Source organism: Variovorax sp. RA8 (assembly GCF_901827175.1).
Classification (GTDB): domain Bacteria; phylum Pseudomonadota; class Gammaproteobacteria; order Burkholderiales; family Burkholderiaceae_C; genus Variovorax.
Window position 1 is genome coordinate 1,863,061 of the sequence record NZ_LR594662.1, and the last position, 17,560, is coordinate 1,880,620.

The 17,560-nt window shown below is 64.5% G+C and carries 21 protein-coding genes, 1 tRNA gene and 1 pseudogene; 9 read left to right on the forward strand and 14 right to left on the reverse strand.

The window, feature by feature from the left end; all coding sequences use genetic code 11:
• Position 1: 1 nt before the first annotated feature.
• From E5P3_RS08895 to E5P3_RS08915, 5 genes and pseudogenes are all read right to left on the reverse strand, one after another.
• On the reverse strand, positions 2-583 hold the full coding sequence (locus tag E5P3_RS08895; RefSeq protein ID WP_162585636.1) for a DUF3501 family protein: 582 nt from the start codon (positions 581-583) through the stop codon (positions 2-4).
• 5 nt (positions 584-588) lie between these two features.
• Positions 589-1,941: a (Fe-S)-binding protein gene (locus tag E5P3_RS08900; RefSeq protein ID WP_162585637.1), complete on the reverse strand. Its 1,353-nt coding sequence runs from the start codon at positions 1,939-1,941 to the stop codon at positions 589-591.
• A gap of 82 nt (positions 1,942-2,023) precedes the next feature.
• Entirely contained in the window at positions 2,024-2,446 is a 423-nt protein-coding gene (locus E5P3_RS08905; protein ID WP_068680194.1) for a rubrerythrin family protein, read from the reverse strand.
• Positions 2,447-2,579: 133 nt separating this feature from the next.
• Positions 2,580-3,593 (reverse strand): isopenicillin N synthase family dioxygenase, encoded by a 1,014-nt coding sequence (locus E5P3_RS08910; protein WP_174263052.1) that lies wholly within the window; start codon positions 3,591-3,593, stop codon positions 2,580-2,582.
• A gap of 13 nt (positions 3,594-3,606) precedes the next feature.
• Positions 3,607-3,941, reverse strand: a pseudogene (locus E5P3_RS08915) (hypothetical protein); the annotation flags it as partial.
• 119 nt (positions 3,942-4,060) lie between these two features.
• Here E5P3_RS08915 and E5P3_RS08920 point away from each other — a divergent pair.
• The 3 genes from E5P3_RS08920 (at position 4,061) to E5P3_RS08930 (ending at position 8,606) form a co-directional block, all read left to right on the forward strand.
• The gene (locus E5P3_RS08920) at positions 4,061-4,480 is read left to right on the forward strand and encodes a group II truncated hemoglobin (RefSeq protein ID WP_162585639.1); all 420 of its coding nucleotides are present in this window, start codon (positions 4,061-4,063) and stop codon (positions 4,478-4,480) included.
• Between the two features lie 130 nt (positions 4,481-4,610).
• Positions 4,611-5,036, forward strand: coding sequence for a hypothetical protein (locus E5P3_RS08925; protein WP_162585640.1), 426 nt, complete (start codon positions 4,611-4,613; stop codon positions 5,034-5,036).
• Positions 5,037-5,324: 288 nt separating this feature from the next.
• Positions 5,325-8,606 carry a hypothetical protein gene (locus E5P3_RS08930; protein ID WP_162585641.1) on the forward strand — a complete coding sequence of 1,094 codons (3,282 nt, stop codon included), beginning with the start codon at positions 5,325-5,327 and terminating at the stop codon, positions 8,604-8,606.
• Positions 8,607-8,676: 70 nt separating this feature from the next.
• Here E5P3_RS08930 and E5P3_RS08935 read toward each other — a convergent pair whose 3' ends face one another.
• The gene (locus tag E5P3_RS08935) at positions 8,677-9,348 is read right to left on the reverse strand and encodes a Smr/MutS family protein (RefSeq protein WP_162585642.1); all 672 of its coding nucleotides are present in this window, start codon (positions 9,346-9,348) and stop codon (positions 8,677-8,679) included.
• A gap of 37 nt (positions 9,349-9,385) precedes the next feature.
• On the reverse strand, positions 9,386-10,063 hold the full coding sequence (gene radC / locus E5P3_RS08940; protein ID WP_162585643.1) for a RadC family protein: 678 nt from the start codon (positions 10,061-10,063) through the stop codon (positions 9,386-9,388).
• A gap of 63 nt (positions 10,064-10,126) precedes the next feature.
• Here radC and E5P3_RS08945 point away from each other — a divergent pair, with 63 nt between their 5' ends.
• The 3 genes from E5P3_RS08945 to E5P3_RS08955 are packed head-to-tail and all read left to right on the forward strand — an operon-like array spanning position 10,127 to position 12,512.
• Positions 10,127-10,585, forward strand: coding sequence for an FKBP-type peptidyl-prolyl cis-trans isomerase (locus E5P3_RS08945; RefSeq protein ID WP_162585644.1), 459 nt, complete (start codon positions 10,127-10,129; stop codon positions 10,583-10,585).
• 2 nt (positions 10,586-10,587) lie between these two features.
• Complete coding sequence (ispH, locus tag E5P3_RS08950) at positions 10,588-11,550, forward strand: 4-hydroxy-3-methylbut-2-enyl diphosphate reductase (RefSeq protein ID WP_443083239.1); 963 nt, start codon at positions 10,588-10,590, stop codon at positions 11,548-11,550.
• A complete protein-coding gene (locus tag E5P3_RS08955; RefSeq protein ID WP_443083240.1) occupies positions 11,547-12,512 on the forward strand; it encodes a threonine/serine dehydratase in 966 nt (321 codons plus the stop codon). The genes ispH and E5P3_RS08955 overlap by 4 nt, the downstream gene beginning before the upstream one ends.
• Positions 12,513-12,527: 15 nt before the next feature.
• On the opposite strand, the gene E5P3_RS08960 is transcribed toward E5P3_RS08955, so the two are convergent.
• Complete coding sequence (locus E5P3_RS08960) at positions 12,528-12,938, reverse strand: VOC family protein (protein WP_162585645.1); 411 nt, start codon at positions 12,936-12,938, stop codon at positions 12,528-12,530.
• A 61-nt stretch (positions 12,939-12,999) separates the two neighbouring features.
• Here E5P3_RS08960 and serS point away from each other — a divergent pair, with 61 nt between their 5' ends.
• Complete coding sequence (gene serS, locus E5P3_RS08965) at positions 13,000-14,331, forward strand: serine--tRNA ligase (protein WP_162585646.1); 1,332 nt, start codon at positions 13,000-13,002, stop codon at positions 14,329-14,331.
• Positions 14,332-14,384: 53 nt separating this feature from the next.
• Positions 14,385-14,475 (forward strand) — tRNA-Ser (locus tag E5P3_RS08970).
• Between the two features lie 160 nt (positions 14,476-14,635).
• On the opposite strand, the gene E5P3_RS08975 is transcribed toward E5P3_RS08970, so the two are convergent.
• The 6 genes from E5P3_RS08975 to E5P3_RS09000 form a co-directional block, all read right to left on the reverse strand.
• Positions 14,636-14,899 (reverse strand): DUF5985 family protein, encoded by a 264-nt coding sequence (locus E5P3_RS08975; protein ID WP_162585647.1) that lies wholly within the window; start codon positions 14,897-14,899, stop codon positions 14,636-14,638.
• An 11-nt stretch (positions 14,900-14,910) separates the two neighbouring features.
• Positions 14,911-15,171, reverse strand: coding sequence for a DUF5985 family protein (locus E5P3_RS08980; RefSeq protein ID WP_162585648.1), 261 nt, complete (start codon positions 15,169-15,171; stop codon positions 14,911-14,913).
• 4 nt (positions 15,172-15,175) lie between these two features.
• The gene (locus E5P3_RS08985; protein ID WP_162585649.1) at positions 15,176-15,523 is read right to left on the reverse strand and encodes a hypothetical protein; all 348 of its coding nucleotides are present in this window, start codon (positions 15,521-15,523) and stop codon (positions 15,176-15,178) included.
• 330 nt (positions 15,524-15,853) lie between these two features.
• Positions 15,854-16,216: a response regulator gene (locus tag E5P3_RS08990; protein ID WP_162585650.1), complete on the reverse strand. Its 363-nt coding sequence runs from the start codon at positions 16,214-16,216 to the stop codon at positions 15,854-15,856.
• 115 nt (positions 16,217-16,331) lie between these two features.
• Positions 16,332-16,628, reverse strand: a complete 297-nt coding sequence (locus E5P3_RS08995) for a hypothetical protein (protein ID WP_162585651.1) — start codon at positions 16,626-16,628, stop codon at positions 16,332-16,334.
• Between the two features lie 418 nt (positions 16,629-17,046).
• Positions 17,047-17,208 (reverse strand): hypothetical protein, encoded by a 162-nt coding sequence (locus E5P3_RS09000; RefSeq protein ID WP_162585652.1) that lies wholly within the window; start codon positions 17,206-17,208, stop codon positions 17,047-17,049.
• 151 nt (positions 17,209-17,359) lie between these two features.
• On the opposite strand from E5P3_RS09000, the gene E5P3_RS09005 reads away from it, so the two are divergent.
• Complete coding sequence (locus E5P3_RS09005; RefSeq protein ID WP_162585653.1) at positions 17,360-17,560, forward strand: hypothetical protein; 201 nt, start codon at positions 17,360-17,362, stop codon at positions 17,558-17,560.

A 17,560-nucleotide genomic window follows, 5' to 3' on the forward strand; every position in this document is an offset into this window, starting at 1 on the left:
TTCAGGCGCTCAGATCGCCTGCCAGGTTGGCCAGCGTTTCGGGCGCGATGATGGTCATTGCCGGGTAGTTCGTGTGGTCGCAGCCCAGCTTGACCTGCGCACCCGCCCGCACCGCCGCACGGGCCGCGTCGTCGAACTCGAAGCGCAGGAAGTGCACCGCCGAGGTCTTCTCCCCGGTCTCGCGGTCAAGGTCTTCGTCGGCGATGGCGTAGACGCGCGCACGGCCCTCGACCTCTACGAACATGCGGTCCGCCACGCCGATCAGCCGCGCGAGCTCGCGCTTGCGCTCGTGCACGTCGGTGTACTCGATCAGCATGGTCGCCTTCCAGTTGCTGCCGTCGGGCACCAGCGGCAGGTAGGCGTCGATCTCGCCGCGGATGCCGTCCTCCTCGAAGATCTTCTCGATGTGCAGCATCTCCTGGATCTGCCGGCGAATGGTGGTCTCATCCTCGAACTGCACGCTCACATGCTCGCCCAGGCGGACCGTGCGCAGCTTCCGATGCGCAATGAACTCCGGAGCGCTGCTCTTGCGGATCTTCGCGTAGGCCTCCAGCGTCATCAGGGTGTCGGGCGTGATCGTCATCGTCGCTACTCCAGGCCGTAGGCCATGCGCACCAGGCTCAGCGGGTGCTGCAGCTTCGCCGCCGGCAGCCCGTCCTGCGCCATGCCCTGCGCGATGTGGTGGCCGGCCAGCGCGCAGTCGGAGCTGATGTAGTCGGGCTCGTTCTTGCCCATGGCCTTGAACACCGGCTTGCCGATCTTCATCGCCACCAGGTGATAGGCGCTCTTCACGCCGTAGGTTCCGGCGTGGCCGGAGCAGCGCTCCACCGTGTTGAGCTGCACCGGAACCGTCTGGCCGATCAGCTTGAACATCTCCTCGGTCTTGCGGCCGATCTTCTGCACACGGCCATGGCAGGGGATGTGGTAGCTGAGCTTGCCCAGCGGGGTCTTGAAGTCGGTCTTGAGCAAGCCGTCCTTGTGGCGCGCCATCAAGTACTCGAAGGGATCGAACATGGCCTGCTGCACCAGCTTCACATCGGCATCGTCGGGGAACAGCAGCGGCAGCTCCTGCTTGAACATCAGCGTGCAGGAGGGAACGGCCGTGAGGATCGCGAAGCCGTCCTTCGCGTATTTCGCCAGCACGGGGATATTGGCTTCCTTGTGCCTGGCCACGCCTTCCAGGTCGCCGAGCTCGAACTTCGGCATGCCGCAGCAGCTTTCCTTCGAGACGATGGTGTAGGGAATGCCGTTGTGGCGCAGCAGCTTGATCAGGTCGAAGCCGATGCCGGGCTCGTTGTAGTTGACGTAGCAGGTCGAGAAGATCGCGACCTTGCCGGGCGTGCGCTCGCCATCGATCACCGGCTGGGTGTCATCGTCCTTGGGCGCACTCCAGCGGAAGCGCCGGCTCGCCAGGTCGGGCAGCCAGGCATCGGGATGTACATGCAGCGCGCTGTCGAGCAGACTGCGCACCGGCTTGGTCCTGTTCAGTGCATTGATGACCTGCACCACCACGGGAATGCCGGCGAACTGGCCGTGCACGTCGGTGGAGGCGAGCAGCTTCTCGCCGCCCGAGACCCCGCCGTTCCTGAACTTGATGGCCTTGGCGCGCAGCATGGTGTGCGGGAAGTCCACGTTCCACGGATGCGGCGGCACGTAGGGGCACTTGGTCATGTAGCAGAGGTCGCACAGGTAGCACTGGTCGACCACGCTGCCGTAGCGCTTGGGGTCGACGCCGTGGACCTCGCCGTCCTCGGTCGCGTCGACCAGGTCGAAGAGCGTGGGGAAGGCCTGGCACAGGCTCACGCAGCGACGGCATCCGTGGCAGATGTCGAAGATGCGCGTCATCTCGCGCTCGCAGGCGCCCTGGTCGTAGAACTCGGGGTTCTTCCAGTCCACCGGATGGCGCGTCGGCGCCTCGAGATTGCCTTCTCGACTCGTCATGGGTTCGCCCGTGGCCTCGCGCGGCAACAGCGGGCGGGAGGTGCGGGAAGACGCCCCTGCCCGCTGAGCGCCCGCGCGGGGCTCAGTCGACCAGCGCCTCCAGCGCCTTGGTATAGCGGTTGGCGTGCGAACGCTCGGCCTTGGCCAGCGTCTCGAACCAGTTGGCGATCTCGTCGAAGCCCTCTTCGCGCGCCTGCTTGGCCATGCCCGGGTACATGTCGGTGTACTCGTGGGTCTCGCCGGCGACGGCGGCCTTCAGGTTCAGGCGGCTGTCGCCGATCGGCAGGCCGGTGGCCGGGTCGCCCGACCCATGCTCGAGGAACTCTAGGTGCCCGTGCGCATGGCCGGTCTCGCCTTCGGCGGTGGAGCGGAACAGCGCCGCGACGTCGTTCTGGCCTTCGACGTCGGCCTTGTTCGCGAAGTAGAGGTAGCGTCTGTTGGCCTGGGATTCGCCTGCAAAGGCGTCCTTCAGGTTCTGCTCGGTTCTCGATCCTTTCAAGTCCATGGCTGTCTCCTCGGATTGGCTAGGCAAGTGGAACCGTCGCTACCGGCGGCAGCGGCGCCCTCGCAATCTACACCATGCAGCGGGCTGCGCCATACAAAGCCTCAATAAGGATCATTGAGGCAGGCAATGAGCTTCAGCCCGGCAGCACGGCTTCACGCAGTTGCGGGAACACCTTGGCCACCTTGGCGAGCAGGTAGTCGCCGTAGATGCCGTCGAAGGCATGCACGTTGGCATGGTCCCAGCGCGTCGCGCTGTCGTCGACCACGGCTGGCCGGGGCAGGCCTTCGATGGGCTTCACGCGGGCATGGAAGTTGGGGTCGAAGAAGAGCGGGAAGGACAGCCGGTCGCGGCCAGAGGTGTTGCGGACCACGCGGTGCGGCGTCGAGCGGTAGAGGCCGCCGGTCATGCGGTCCAGCATGTCGCCGATGTTGATCACGAAGGCGCCGGGGATCGGCGTGGCGTCGATCCAGCCCTCGCCGGTGCGTACCTGCAAGCCGCCGATGTCGTCCTGGCGCAGGATAGTGAGGAGACCGTAGTCGGTGTGCTCGCCCACGCCCCATGCGACATCCAGGCCCTCGGGCACCGGCTGGGTGGGGTAGTTGAAGAGGCGGAACAGGATCAGCGGGTCGGCCGTGTAGCGCTCGGCGAAGTAGGCCGCTTCGAGACCCAGGCTCAGCGCGATACCTTCCATCAGCTGGTGGCCCAGGCGCGTGGCCGCGGCCATGTAGTCGAGGATGGTCTGCCTGAAGCCGGGGATGTCGGGGAACAGGTTGCCGCCGTGCACGGGGGTGCGCGCCAGCACCAGGGGATCGTCCTCGGGCAGTTCGGTGCCGAGGTACAGGCCTTCCTTCCAGTCGGGCCGGCCCGAGGTGAGCTCCCCCGCGAGCGGGAAGTAGCCGCGCCAGGCGCGCCCGCCCAGCGCCATGCGCCACTGCATCTTCGTGGACTCGGGCAGTGCGAAGAAGGCGCGGCTCTGGGCCTCGAGGCGCTGGGCCAGCGCAGGGTCGACGCCATGGCCGGTGACATAGAAGAAGCCGTGCGCGCGGCACGCCTTGCCGATCTGCGCGGCGACTTCCGCGCACCCGGGCGCTCGGGTGCCCAACGGCGCGATGTCGATCACGGGCAGCGAAGGGGTCGATGTACTCATCGAAGCCAGCGTATCAAACCGCATGGGCGAAGGGCGTGCGGATCTCGGCAAGAAACTGCTGCGCACGCGGGTGTTGCGGCCGGTTGAAGAAGTCGTCGGGCGTCGCACGCTCCAGCACGCGGCCGGCGTCCATGAAGAGCACGCGATGGGCCACGTCGCGCGCGAAGCCCATCTCGTGGGTCACGACCACCATGGTCATGCCCTCGCGCGTGAGGTCGCGCATGACCAGCAGCACGTCGCCGACCATCTCGGGGTCGAGCGCGCTGGTCGGTGCCAGCGTGCAGTTGCCCATGACGTGAGATGCGGGAACAGGTTGAACTGCTGGAACACGAAGCCGATGTGCGAGCGGAAGTCGAATTCGCCGCCGCGGATGGTCAGTACCTTGTTCTCCTGGGGAAAGGGGTCCGGACCATAGCAACAAAAGCCTGCGCAGCGAAATAGCTCTTTCACATATGCATACTGCCGTCATGCAAATACAGGAAAAGCCCCCCTTCGACACGCCCTTCGAGTGGATCGGGGGCGAGGAAAAAGTCCATGCGCTGGTCGAGCGCTTCTACGACCTGATGGAGCTGGAGCCCGCCTACGCGCAGCTGCGCGCTGTGCATGGCCCATCGCTCGACAATGCGCGCCAGCGGCTGTTCTGGTTTCTCTGCGGCTGGCTGGGCGGGCCGCAGCACTACACCGATCGCTTCGGGCATCCGATGCTGCGTGCGCGGCACCTGCCGCAGAGCATCGGGGGGCACACCATCGGCATCAAGGAGCGCGATCAGTGGCTAGCGTGCATGGACCAGGCGATGGGTGAAGTGGGCGTCGACGAGAAACTGCGCGAACGGCTGCGCGCCTCGTTCTTCCAGACGGCGGATTGGATGAGGAATTCGGCGGGCTGATCTGGACCTCGGGTTAACCCGGGGCAGATGAAGGCGCAGGGGCAAGTGAGTCTTGCCCGACGGCGCTTTGCGGAACTGGCGGGACACGGCCGTTACTCATGCGGGAGTCCTCTTCACTACCGCAAGCGCCATGTATGTCCTGCCCCTGAATTTTCTCGTCGAAAACTTTTGCCGCGGCGAGAACGTGCCCATGCCGCAAGTGACCGCCGGCGGGTATTTCGAACTTCCGCTCGACTCGCAGCACCGCTTGGCTGTCTTGGCAGACGACCAAGATGGAGAGCTGCTGTTCTTCGCGCATCCCGGCGACGATGACCCGCAGGAGAGTCGCCGGGACGATGCCCTCCACGAAGAGCACGAGGAAAGCTTCAAAGACCTTGCCATCGGATCGGACGAATGCGGCCCATGGTGGCTGCGCATCGATGACACGCATGCCCCGAAACACACGCTGTGGATTCGGGTCACGCACCCGGGCATCGGGCACGCCGAGTTCGCGCGGGTCGTGGCGGGCATGAGGTCGCGTTTCGACATATGGACGGAAGTTCTCGCGGCGGCCTGAGCCGATGAGGACTCTCGACATCCGATCCCGCTGTTGTGCCTCGAATTCACCATGAACTTCACCTCCAACTGCCGTCCGACCAAGCCTGGCTACCCCCCTTCGCGTCCCCCCGGAAAGACTCGCCCTGAGCCTCCTGGTACTGAGAAATCGGTTGGCATGCGCGCTCCGAAAAAGCCGAAGCACGATAGCTCCCAGGTCAACTCGCCTTTGCAGGGTCGGTCGGAGCCTCCGGCAATGCATGAGATGCAGTTCGGCCAACCGCTCCCAGTGGGTCCGGAGTGGGACCACGTGTTTGACGTCTATGTCGAGGTCGTCTCCAAGTCGGATTTGGGCAAGCTCCCCGACCACGTCAAGCACACCCCAGCGGCATTGAAGCCTCAGCTCGCCAAAAAGCTTACGGATGACCTGGTCGCCGCTTTGACCGTGGAAGAGCAATCTCTGTCTGCCGACCACCCAGCGGTCTCTGGAAAGCCGACTGTCGTTGAAGCAATGACGCGGGTCGCAGTGGCTCTGAAGAACGGGCTGCTACTGGATCAGGTTGTCGCCTGTCTCACTGAAGCGAAGCCGCGATCTTGTCGGGTGCGCGCCCTATCGTTGCTCCTGGGGGATTGCGCGATCGAAAGCAGCGGTCCGGTTGACCTTCTTTCGTGGACGCTGTGCATTGGAGAGTCAATATCCAAGCAGGAATGGACCCAATTGGGCGAGTCACTGGCACTTGACTGCAAGCAAAGAAGCAATGGTGATCTGCTGCGGCGCTGGCTTTCGGCCATGACATCTCTCGCCGATCAAGTCCAGAGTCATCATCCGACGGCATCGGATTTCGTCCTGGCGCTGCTGAATGGATTCGACGGGGCCTTCAACCTGACTCTGGATCTGAATCTCAATGTGGATGTACCGGACCCTCTCGTCGAGGCGGCGCGCGTGAAATGCGACCGCCTTCGAGCGCAGCTGACGCACGAGGCCGAAAGGCTTGTGACCGAGCTCGACACCGCCGTGCGAAAGGCAAACGCCTTGGCAAACGAGGACATTGCGCAGCCAGCAGAGGCAGAGCAGCGCAAAAGGCCCGTTCGGGACGATTCGCAGGTCAACCAACTGTGCAGTGACATCGTCGATGGACTCGCCCGCGGGGTATTGACACTGAAGGAGGTGATTGACGCACTGGAGCAGCTTGCCACTGGGAGCAAGACCGTGGCAGCGCTCATGCATGTACTTGTGGTGCGGGCAAGAAGCAAAGAGGACGAGCTTCACGCGTTCTTCAGGACTGTGTTGGACGAAGCTGCTCGACCTGACGAGCTGGTGTTGTGCATGGCGCCTGCGCTGCTGGATGGTGGGGGTGATATCAGCCTGGCAGCGGCGCTGGTGTATCGCCTTGCCCGCGAGGCTCGCCTTGCCGGCGAGGCTGCCCGTGCATTCACGCGACTCCTGCCCATCCTGAGGCTGATCGAGGCGTTGTGCCTTCTAGTCGAAGGTTCCTCGACGCTTTTGCTGCTGCGTGAGCATGTGAATGGAATGGTGCGAGATGCCGCTGTCGAGCTGGTCACGGAAGCAAGCCAGTGCGTCGGTCGCGCCACGGACCGTCTCTTTGAAGCTCGCAAGCTCGAGCCAACTGCAAGGCTCACGCCGGACCAACTCGAAGGGCTCGGCGGGGTTCTCAAAGACTCCATCGAAGCGCTCGCGCGGCCCCTGAACAGCCCCATGGCCAGTGCCTATGTGGTGGAGGCCTTGCGCTCGTCCATCCACCTTCCGGCATGCGGCCACCTCGTGTCGCTTCTCGTTCGTGGCCTGTTGGAGCGCCAGACCGTGTTGGATGTATTCATGGGCGTTCTGGTCAATGCCGAGGTGCCGCCAACGGCGAGCAACGCGCACCGCATGCTTGCCTGGCAGGTTGCGCTTGGGGTCGCGGATTGGGCTTTGCCCGGCCCCTCGCTCGTCAAGCATGTAGACGCCTGGATCGACGCCGTCAAACCCGATGCATCGGCAATGGGATTCGGGGTGCTTCAGGTCATCCTTGACAGTCTTGCCTCCATCAAATGGAGGAGCAGCATCAAATCGGACTTGGTCGAGCGCCTCAACCAGGTGGAAAAACGAATGAGGGCCAGGAGAGCGGAGCCCCACATGGCCCCGGTCATCGAGCTGATTGCCAGCACTCGCGGCGCCAAGGAGTGCTCGCTTGTCGAGGACAAAGAGGAAGTTTTGAAGAACGGGAACATAAATGGCGCCGTCAACGGCATCGTGCTTGCAGTGCGAAGCGGAGACATATCCATGGGCGAAGTGATCGAATGGTTCTCCGGGCAGAAGGCGACATTCGATAGGGACTTGCTTCTGTTCACGTTCATTGGCCCGCTGTTCGGAGAATCGGTGGTTTCCAAGTATTACAACTTAAAAAACTTCCTGAGCACACTGCTCGACGTTGACGACACAAAGGAATTCTTCAGTGAGGTAGGGGTCGTTTTTGGGGTGAGGGAGGAAAGCGACACCGATAGGAAGTCCATGATTGACACCATCGAGGCCCTCTCGATCCAGTGCAAGGACGACAAGCTGTTGCGGCTGCATTGGTTTGCAAGTGAATATCTAGAAGCTTCGAATGAAGAAGATGCGAGATCCAAAAAACTTAGTGCGGTGATCGATGCGATAGGCCGCAAGTTGGACGGCGAGGAGGCTTCGCAGACAGCCGCCGCTGAGCAAGATATCCCGTCGCAGCCAACGGAAGGCATGCAGCCTGGGGCTTACTCCCAGTCCGTCATCGAGTCCTCGAATCCTGTACCCGAGGCGGGTCCTCCCTCCAACTCGGGCCCCATCGACTTCGGCATCAGAGATCAACGCACGGCTACGCCCCCGGTTGTGGCGAACCCTCCTCGTCGGCCCGAATTGCCTGCTGGAAGAATCCCGCCGCAGCAGGGGCCTATCCGTGGACTGATCCTTCCTACTTGGCTTCCTCTTCCCCATAGCGAGGGCAATCACTTCTCCTCCTACCCCGGCCCGCAACTTATTGATGGGCTGCCGATTCACTATTCGTTGGCGGAGGCGCCGCCTGAGGACAACACCCGCATCATCCCGATCCCCCCTCGGACGGAGACCCATACCTTTGCAAAAAGGGTGGTCAAGGCGTTGAATGACCAACAATTCTCGTTTGCCAAGCGGCTGATCATGAGAGCTGGTTCGAAAGTTCTGAACTTGACCGGGCCAGGCGTCCCGAGGCTTGAAGAGAAAGGGCTTGAAACCCTGGGGAGAATCATTTCAGATCCGGAAGTAGATTTGCGAGAGCTCGCCCTGGGGGAGGTGGCGCGGGGAATCCGCCACGTGATCGGAGCCATAGAGGAATCAAAACATCTGGAGGTGCTGAATCTCTACTCTTTCGTGGGGTGGGGGCTTGACGACCAAGGGCGCGTCGCTGTCTACAAATTCCACCATGCGTTGGAACACATAGTGAATTTGTATCCATCGCAATCAATGCCTTTGCAGCGACTGGTCGTTTCCAACGAAACAATTTCGGCCCACGAATCGGAACCGATGCTAGCTAGGCTCGAGACAGTGTCAGGTGGTCGGCTGAAGGTGGAGCGGAGGAATTGAGTCGAGCCGCAAAGCCACTGGGGGCGCTCATGCAGTTGCTGAATGGCGGCAGGATGCTGCGATCCCACGGTCAAGGCATGACTGCGCCGACTCGCCCAGGCCGCAGCAAAACCACCACCGCCCCCGCACCCCCTTCATCAGCCCGCGCCTGCACGAACGCAAGCACCTCGTCCTTCTGCATCAGCCAGCTCTGCACCTTGCCCTTGAGCACCGGCGTCTTGCCTGGCGACCCCAGCCCCTTGCCGTGCACCACGCGCACGCAGCGCCAGCCGCGCCGGGTTGCATCGCGCAGGAAGGCGGCCAGCGCTTCGCGCGCCTCGTCGCGGCGCAGGCCGTGCAGGTCGATCTCGCCCTGGAGGGCCCAGCCGCCCTTGCGCAATTTGCGGGTGACATCGACGCCGATGCCCGGCCTGCGGAAGCTCAGCGCGTCGTCGATGTCCAGCAGCGTCGTCGCATCGAACTCGTCGCTGATGGCTTCGTGCAGCACGCGCTGCTCGTCGAGTTGCTGCTGCACCGCGATCGGCGCCGGCGGCTCGGGCGCCAGATGCACAGTGGCCCGGCGCCGCAGCGGCTTCGTGGCGCCGATGGCGCGCGAGAACAGGTCCTGATCCGCGGCGCGTTTCTTCTCGGCCGCCGCGCGTGCGACGGCTTCGGCGGCTTCTCGCTCGCGCTGCTCGGCCAGGGCCTTCTGCACGCCTTTGAGCTCGGCGAGGCTCTTGAGGGCTTTGGGTTTGCTTGGCATCGGCTTGTCGTCGGAGGATACGTCCTCCGCGCCGGACTCAGATCAGGCCGCGCGCGGCCATCGACAAGGCCTGGCCCGGGGCGACGATCACGTGATCGAGCACCCGCACGTCGACCAGCGCCAGCGCGGACCGAAGCGTGTGTGTCAGCGCCTCGTCGGCGCGCGAGGGCTCTACGCAGCCGCTCGGATGGTTGTGCGCCAGGATGACGGCCGCGGCATGGTGGTGGAGGGCCCGCATCACCACCTCGCGCGGGTACACGCTGGTCTGCGTGAGGGTGCCGCGGAAAAGTTCTTCCAGGGCAATCAGACGGAGCTGCGCATCGAGGAAAAGCGCTGCGAAGACTTCGTGCGGCTTGGCCGCCAGGTGCAGCTGCACATAGTGCTTGACGGCCTCGGGCGATTCGAACAGCTCTCGCTCCTTCAGGCGCTGGGCCATCGTGCGCCGCGCCAGTTCGAGCACGGCGGCCAGGTTGCCGCGCTTCGCGCTGCCGCCCAGGCCCTTGATGCGCTTCAAGTCGTCGAGTCCGGCATGGAGCAGGCCGCTCAGCCCGCCGAAGCTGTCGAGGAGCTCCTGCGCGAACTGCAGCACGTTCTTGCCGCGGATGCCGGTGCGCAGCAGCAGCGCCAGCAGCTCGGCGTCGGCGAGCGCGCCGGGCCCCTTGAGCATGAGTTTTTCGCGCGGTCGCGCTTCGAGGGGAAGATCGGTGAAAGACATGGCTGACATGGGCTCTTGGCCCCCTCCCTAAAATACAGGCCCCAGTCTAAAGCCATCCCGAACGTGTCCTCCACCCTCTCAGGCGCCATCGTGGCGCCCGGCTCCTTCCTCACGCTGCACTACCGGCTGGCCGGCCCGGCGGGCGACATCATCAACACGTTCGGCGACAAGCCGGCCACGCTCTCGCTGGGCACCGGCGAGCTCTCGCCGGCGGTCGAGCAGCGGCTGATAGGCCTGCCCGAGGGCACGCACGCAACCTTCGAGCTCCCGGCCGGCGAGGCCTTCGGCGAACGCAATCCCGAAATGCAGCAATGGGTGGCGCGCAAGCTGCTCGCGCAGATGGGCGACCCGGACGAGCAGTACGCGGTGGGCGACGTGGTTCAGTTCCCCACGCCCGACGGCAGCGGCAGCTACGCCGGCGCGGTGGTCGAGGCCAACGAGACGGCGGTGCGCTTCGACTTCAACCATCCGCTCGCGGGCCAGCCGGTGAGCTTCGAAGTGCAACTGATCGGCGTGCTCTGACCATGGCAGTACAAGAAGTCATCCTCGCCGAGCCGCGCGGCTTCTGCGCCGGCGTCGACCGCGCGATCGAGATCGTCGAGCGCGCCATTGCCAAGTTCGGCGCGCCGATCTATGTGCGCCACGAGATCGTGCACAACACCTATGTGGTGAACGAGCTCAAGGCCAAGGGCGCGATCTTCATCGAGGATCTGGCCGAGGTGCCTCCGGGCGCGACGCTGGTGTTCAGCGCCCACGGCGTGAGCAAGGCCGTGCAGGCCGAGGCGCGGGCGCGCGGCTTCGAGATCTTCGACGCCACCTGCCCGCTGGTGACCAAGGTGCACGTGGAGGTCGCCAAGCTCGCGAAAGAGGGCTACGAGTTCATCATGATCGGCCACAAGGGGCACCCCGAGGTCGAGGGCACGATGGGGCAGCTGTCGAGCGGCATTCACCTGGTGGAAGACGTTGCGGACGTGGCGCGTGTCGAGCCGGCGCAGTCCGAGAAGCTCGCCGTCGTCACGCAGACCACGCTGTCGGTGGATGACGCCGCCGAGATCTCGGCCGCGGTACGGGCGCGCTTCCCGAAGGTGCGCGAGCCCAAGCAGCAGGACATCTGCTATGCGACGCAGAACCGGCAGGATGCGGTCAAGCTCCTGAGCCCGCAGGTCGACATCGTGATCGTGGTCGGCAGCCCGACCAGCTCCAACAGCAACCGCCTGCGCGAGCTGGCACAGCGCCTGGGCACCGTGGCCTACATGGTCGATTCCGCCGACGAGCTGCAGCCCGCGTGGTTCGTGGGCAAGGCCCGCGTGGGCCTGACGGCCGGCGCCTCGGCGCCCGAGGTGCTGGTGCGCGAGGTGATCGACCGCGTCAAGGCGCTCGGTGCGGTGGCGGTGCGCAAGATGGACGGCATCGAAGAGACGCTGAAGTTCCCGCTGCCCAAGGGCCTGAAGCTCGACGACATGCCCGCGCCGGGCCATATCTCGTGACGGGCACCGCCACCATCGACTGGCGCCGCGACATCGAGGCCGCTGCACGGCGCATCCACGAACACGCTCCCCATTTCCTGCGCAGGACGCCGCTGTGGAAGCTGCCCGGCCGCGCGCTCGGCATCGATGTACCGGGGGTCGAGCTCTGGCTCAAGCTCGAGCATCTGCAGGCCGGCGGCAGCTTCAAGGCGCGCGGCATGATGAACCGGCTGCTCGCCAACGCGATTCCCGCCAGCGGCGCCATCGTGGCCTCCGGCGGCAATGCCGGCATCGCGACCGCCGCGGCGGCGCAGGCGCTGGGCGTGCATTGCGAGGTGTTCCTGCCCATCGTGTCGCCGGAAGCCAAGCGCGCGAAGCTGCGCGGGCTCGGTGCCACGGTGGTGGTGGGCGGCGAGGTGTATGCCGACGCCCTTGCCGCCTGCCTTGAGCGCCAACGCGAGAGCGGCGCGCTGTTGACCCATGCCTACGACCAGGCCGAAGTGGTGGCCGGTGCCGGCACGCTGGGCCGTGAGATCGAGGAAGAGGGCGGCCTGCCCGACGCGGTGCTGGTCAGCGTGGGCGGCGGCGGCCTGATCGGCGGCCTCGCGGCGTGGTTCGAGCAGCGCAGCCGCGTGGTGGCGCTCGAACCCGAGCGCGCGCCCACGCTCTTTCGCGCGCGCGAGGCGGGCAAGCCCGTGGACGTGGACGTGGGCGGCGTGGCGGCCGATTCGCTGGGCGCGCGCCGCATCGGCGCCTTTGCTTGGGACATCACGCAACGCCAGGTGCGCGACGCCCTGCTGCTGCCCGACGAGGCGATCCGCGCCGCGCAGCTGTGGCTGTGGAAGGAGCTCAAGCTGGCCGTCGAGCCGGCCGCCGCCCTGCCGCTGGCCGCGCTGCACACGGGCGCCTATGCGCCGCGCGGAGGCGAGAAGATCTGCCTGATCGTCTGCGGCGCGAACGTGGACCCGGCGAGCCTGGCCTGAGGAAGGTCTGCTCGATCAGCTTTGCGGCTGGTCGACGTTGACCATCCACGGCACGCCGAACTTGTCTTCGAGCATGCCGAAGCCCGGCGACCAGAAGGTCGCGGCATAGGGCATCGTGACCTTGCCGCCCTCCGACAGCGCCTTGAAGAGCTGTTCGCCTTCCTTCACGTCCTTGGCCTGGACCGAGAGCGAAAAGCCCTTGTAGCCGTCGAAGGCCATCCCGGGCGGCAGGTCCGAGGCCATGATCTGCTTGCCGCGTGCCTGGAGCGTGGCGTGCATGACCTTGTTCTTGTGCGAGTCCGGTGTGTCCTTGCCCATCGGGCTCTCGCCGAAGGTCATGCTGAAGAGGATCTTGCCGCCCAGGCTCTTGGCGTAGAAGGCCAGCGCCTCGGCCGCATTTCCGTTGAAGGACAGATAGGCTTCCATCGAATCTCCTTGGGGTGCTTGTAGGGGAGAGTGATCCTACGCGCCCGCCTAAAATCGCTCGATGCTCGATATCACTCTGTTACGCAAGGATCTCGCGTCGGTCGTCGCCCGCCTCGAAACCCGAAAGAAGAACCAGACCTTCCTCGACGTGGCCAGCTTCAGCGCGCTCGAGGCCGAGCGCAAGACCCTGCAGACCCGCACGGAGGAACTGCAGGCGCGCCGCAATGCGCTCAACAAGCAGATCGGACCGCTGAAGGCGAAGGGCGAATCGGTCGAGGCGCTGATGACCGAGGTCAATGCGCTCAAGGCCGAGCAGGAATCCTCCGCGACGCGGCTCGAGGCGATCCAGCCCGAGCTGCAGGCGCTGCTGCTCGCGGTGCCGAACCTCCCGCATGCAAGCGTACCCGTAGGAGATGACGAAACAGCGAATCTCGAGGTGCGGCGCTGGAGCCCCAAGGGCGGCAACGGCGCCGATGCGCCCGCGCTCGGCTTCGAGGCGCGCGATCACGTCGACCTGGGCACGCCGCTGGGACTCGACTTCGAGACCGGCGTCAAGCTGGCGGGGTCCCGCTTCACCGTGATGAAGGGGCCGATCGCGCGGCTGCATCGGGCACTGTCGCAGTTCATGCTCGACATCCAGACCCAGCAGCACGGCTACACCGAGTGCTACGTGCCCTATGTGGTCAATGCCGACACGCTGCGCGGCACCGGCCAGCTGCCCAAGTTCGAGGGCGACCTGTTCGCGGCCAAGAAGGGTGGGCAGGAAGGGGAGCCTGCGCCGGACCATTCGGCGCTGTACCTCATCCCCACCAGCGAGGTGCCGCTCACGAACTTCGTGCGCGACGAGATCCTGGCCGAGGCGCAACTGCCGCTGCGCCTGACCGCCCACACGCCGTGCTTCCGATCGGAGGCGGGCAGTGCAGGGCGCGACACGCGCGGCATGATCCGCCAGCACCAGTTCGACAAGGTCGAGATGGTCCAGGTCACGCATCCGGAGAAGAGCTACGAGGCACTCGAGGCCATGACCACCCACGCCGAGGCGGTGCTCCAGGCGCTGGAGCTGCCTTACCGCGTCGTGCTGCTGTGCACCGGTGACATGGGCTTCGGCGCGGCCAAGACCTACGACCTCGAGGTCTGGCTGCCGGCGCAGAACACCTACCGCGAGATCAGCTCGGTGTCGAACTGCGAGGCCTTCCAGGCGCGGCGCCTGCAGGCCCGCTTCAAGAACACGCAGGGCAAGAACGAGCTGGTGCACACCCTCAACGGCTCGGGCCTTGCGGTCGGCCGGACCTTGGTCGCGGTGCTGGAAAACCATCAGCGGCCGGACGGATCGATCGTCGTTCCGGCGGCGCTGCGGCCCTACATGGGCGGCCTCGAAATGCTGCGGCCCTGAAAGGCGGTCGGAAGTCTCTGCTAGAATCGCCGGCTCGACAAACACCAGACTCCGGAGAGGTGGCAGAGTGGTCGAATGTACCTGACTCGAAATCAGGCGTACGGTAACCCCGTACCGTGGGTTCGAATCCCACCCTCTCCGCCAAGGATCAGTTCCGCAGAGCCCCAGATCCTGCGAGACCCCTGAAAAAGCCCCGCCAGCCGGGGCTTTTTCTTGCCGGCTTGTCGCAGCCAGTGCCTTGACATGCTGCGCGAAGCCTGCCGCGTGGCGACGGCCCTAAGACGAATGCCGGTCGCATCGAGTCCTACGATTTCCCCGGCCGGTTCTTGTCCCAGATGGCCAGCAAGATCAGGCCGTAAGCCAAAAGGCGAACCAGGTAGTGCAGCGGCAGTTCCTCCTCGTTCCAGGAAGACGTGATCGCCATGTGCGTCCGGCTTGCGGCCTCGATAAGGAAGGATGCCGCCAAGAGCAGAAAGAAGCGGTCCCGCGTGCTTGTCCAGTAGCGCAAAAAGAAGAGCGCGACGGTGAAGGATGCGACGGCGATCCCGCCTAGAAGAAATTGATGCATTGCCGCCTTCGTCAGGAATGGCTTTCCAGGACCAAGCCTACGAGCAGCAGCAGCACCGCAACCAGCGCCAGGCTCAGGCGCCATATGGACATGTCCACCGCGGTGAACAGGAGTCTGTCGAGGATCAACAGTACGTTGTTCGCGGTCAGCCCGACGAAGCACAGGCCACTCCACAATAGCAATCGAACGCGCCCTCTTGCGTAGCCCCGCAGCAGCAGCGCAGCACACGAGAGCGCGGTGAGTGCGCACAGCCCATAGATCAACTTGTCCATTCTGCTAGCCCTTTCGGATCTTGAATGCGTCGGCAAAACTCTGCGCCGCCTTGCGACCGGCACCATGGATCAGGTTCGTGATGCCGATCAGGTCCTCGGAATATGCCGACGCCAGGCGATCAACAAGGTCTGTCAAGGTGGCATTGATCGGCGCGTAGCGGTAAACGTCCTTTTGAGGCTCGCAGACCGTCAGCAACCCGGCCAGGCACAGCGCCTCCAGCAACGCGTCAGCGGTCTGGGGCTGCACGTACAGCGCGCGGGCGACTTCCGAAACGCTGAGACTCGCATTGGGCCGGGCATGGAAGATCAGCAGTGCCTCCAGGAAGGGGACCGAAGGAATGCTCGTCAGCACGAACCGTCTTACGTCTTCAGGAATCAATGATCGGCCTAGTGTTCGCCGCTCTCCGCGGTTCACGGGATCACGAACTGGCGCCCCAGTCCGGTGAATCACGGAAATTGATCGGTGCTGTCACCCGCTTCGGGTGCGCTGCGGCAATGAAAATTTTCGAACCCTGCGGCGCAATGATAGTGACGTCGGCCCGGTGCCATCGCTGCGCGCTCCCCCAAGGCGCGCTACGGCAATGTGCCCGCCGCGGCGCATGGATCAAGGTTCGGCACGAGCGCGGTAAGACAGGTTGGATCGCACGACGCCTGCCGTGGGGCCGGTAGGCCATCCGCACGCCTACGCCGACAAGTAGTCGAAGAACGCTTCGAGTTCGGTGGACTTGTCGAACACGGCGCTCGCACCGGCCATCACGCACCGGCTTCGAATGTCCGGTGTCGCATAGTTTGTCAGCACCACGATCCTCTGGTCCGAACGTCGTTCCTTGAAAGCTCGCAGCACGGTCAAGCCGGAGCCTTCCTTGAGAAACAGGTCCAGGATCATCAGGTTCCATCGCTCGGCATAGATGGCGGCCGCCAGGATGGCCTCGGAGGCGGTCTCGGCCGTCGCCAGCACTTCGACATCGGCAAATTCCAGCAGCGCAGCAATCAGGTTGTCGCGAATGGTCCTGCTGTCCTCGACAAGAATGGTGGCCAACAACACGCCCGCGACCTTTCCTCTGGTTTTTTGCCGGCACGCGCCGGTGCCAGTGTTCTACGCGTGGGCGAACTGCAGGGCATGTAGGCGGACTACCCGAGAAAGGTGGCGTGTCGATGCGTCAGCCCGCGGCGTTGTCCTCGCTCTCGCGGGACGCGTGCTTTTCCAGGGCGTCATTGACCTCCTCCAGTTGCTCGACAGAGCCGTTCAGGCGCTTTTCGGCTTGGCTCGTCTTCTCGACCGCTCGTTCGACGTCATCACTGCGAACCCGCTTGGACACGCCTGCGTCGAGAACCTGATGAACGATCGCCAGCTCTTCGGCGACCTGCTTGACGGCTTCGGTGGCCTGCTTGTTCTTCTCCAGCGCCTCGTCGATGGGCGGCGGTGCGCCCTCGGCTCCGGGAGTGGGATGGGGCATCGATCTCTCCTCTGGGTGGAATTGCATGGTAACGGCAGAAATAGGCGAACGTACTACCGTGCGGAAGAGCGAAACTCGCCGGCCGCCCCGATATGAGGCGTCGGAACCCGGCCCCTGGCATGGAGCAATAGGGGAGGAGATTGCGGCTTTCCGCGCAGCTTCGAGCGAGCACGCCGGCAGCGGGGTGGAGGGGCTACTCGGGTGCAGGAGCCGCTCGATCGCTGGCCACCTTCTCGTGCGGCGCTGAACTTTCCCGCAAGCGCGGAGACGGGTTGGCTCTGCGTTCGGTCTCAGCCAGCCGCTGGAGATGATCGATCCACTCAGCGCGAGTTGGCCTCTGCGTGCGCAGGGTCGACGGGGTGTCCAGGTCGGACCTCGAAGGCAAACCGATGCTCCGGCCGGCGTTCACGATTGCCGCCTATCGCCCGACGGACGCAGCGACGATGAGCGCAAGCACCAGGAAAACGACGCCGACGGAGCCCGCCTCGACCAGGAGATCGAACCATGGCGCGCTCGCGACCGGAGGTCTGAACGCTTCGAAGCTGCTTTGAGAGGCGTGTTCATCGTGGATCACGTTCATGGTGGGGTGCTCCTCATCCCAGTGGCAATCATTCGAAACGGCGCTCAACTATAAGACAAGAGTACAAAAAATGGGAACTTTTCACATAGTTTTCGTTTTCCTGCAGTTGCGGAGGTCTAAAGTACTACATTCGAGGCTCACAATCGGTGCCATGAAAGATGCACACGACACCAACCTAGGGTGGTGGACTGACAAGCCCGAGCGGGAGCCGCGGCCTTCTTCATTCAACCCGATCTCCGGCCCCTTCCCTCGGCGGCGGGCGGAAAAAGTATGGGTCAAGGCGGCCCTGATCGTTGCACTCATGGTCGGGTTCGGCTGGTCACTGCTGAACCTCGCCCGCCTCTTGGCGTAG

What these genes read in the sequence shown, in the direction of transcription:
- E5P3_RS09005 (WP_162585653.1), top strand. Translation starts at nt 17,360, where the DNA reads ATGAAAGATGCACACGACACCAACCTAGGGTGGTGGACTGACAAGCCC.
- E5P3_RS08975 (WP_162585647.1), bottom strand. Translation starts at nt 14,899, where the DNA reads ATGCATCAATTTCTTCTAGGCGGGATCGCCGTCGCATCCTTCACCGTC.
- radC (WP_162585643.1), bottom strand. Translation starts at nt 10,063, where the DNA reads ATGTCTTTCACCGATCTTCCCCTCGAAGCGCGACCGCGCGAAAAACTC.
- serS (WP_162585646.1), top strand. Translation starts at nt 13,000, where the DNA reads ATGCTCGATATCACTCTGTTACGCAAGGATCTCGCGTCGGTCGTCGCC.
- E5P3_RS09000 (WP_162585652.1), bottom strand. Translation starts at nt 17,208, where the DNA reads ATGAACGTGATCCACGATGAACACGCCTCTCAAAGCAGCTTCGAAGCG.
- E5P3_RS08935 (WP_162585642.1), bottom strand. Translation starts at nt 9,348, where the DNA reads ATGCCAAGCAAACCCAAAGCCCTCAAGAGCCTCGCCGAGCTCAAAGGC.
- E5P3_RS08895 (WP_162585636.1), bottom strand. Translation starts at nt 583, where the DNA reads ATGACGATCACGCCCGACACCCTGATGACGCTGGAGGCCTACGCGAAG.
- E5P3_RS08980 (WP_162585648.1), bottom strand. Translation starts at nt 15,171, where the DNA reads ATGGACAAGTTGATCTATGGGCTGTGCGCACTCACCGCGCTCTCGTGT.
- E5P3_RS08900 (WP_162585637.1), bottom strand. Translation starts at nt 1,941, where the DNA reads ATGACGAGTCGAGAAGGCAATCTCGAGGCGCCGACGCGCCATCCGGTG.
- E5P3_RS08925 (WP_162585640.1), top strand. Translation starts at nt 4,611, where the DNA reads ATGTATGTCCTGCCCCTGAATTTTCTCGTCGAAAACTTTTGCCGCGGC.
- E5P3_RS08910 (WP_174263052.1), bottom strand. Translation starts at nt 3,593, where the DNA reads ATGAGTACATCGACCCCTTCGCTGCCCGTGATCGACATCGCGCCGTTG.
- E5P3_RS08905 (WP_068680194.1), bottom strand. Translation starts at nt 2,446, where the DNA reads ATGGACTTGAAAGGATCGAGAACCGAGCAGAACCTGAAGGACGCCTTT.
- E5P3_RS08995 (WP_162585651.1), bottom strand. Translation starts at nt 16,628, where the DNA reads ATGCCCCATCCCACTCCCGGAGCCGAGGGCGCACCGCCGCCCATCGAC.
- ispH (WP_443083239.1), top strand. Translation starts at nt 10,588, where the DNA reads ATGGCAGTACAAGAAGTCATCCTCGCCGAGCCGCGCGGCTTCTGCGCC.
- E5P3_RS08920 (WP_162585639.1), top strand. Translation starts at nt 4,061, where the DNA reads ATGCAAATACAGGAAAAGCCCCCCTTCGACACGCCCTTCGAGTGGATC.
- E5P3_RS08960 (WP_162585645.1), bottom strand. Translation starts at nt 12,938, where the DNA reads ATGGAAGCCTATCTGTCCTTCAACGGAAATGCGGCCGAGGCGCTGGCC.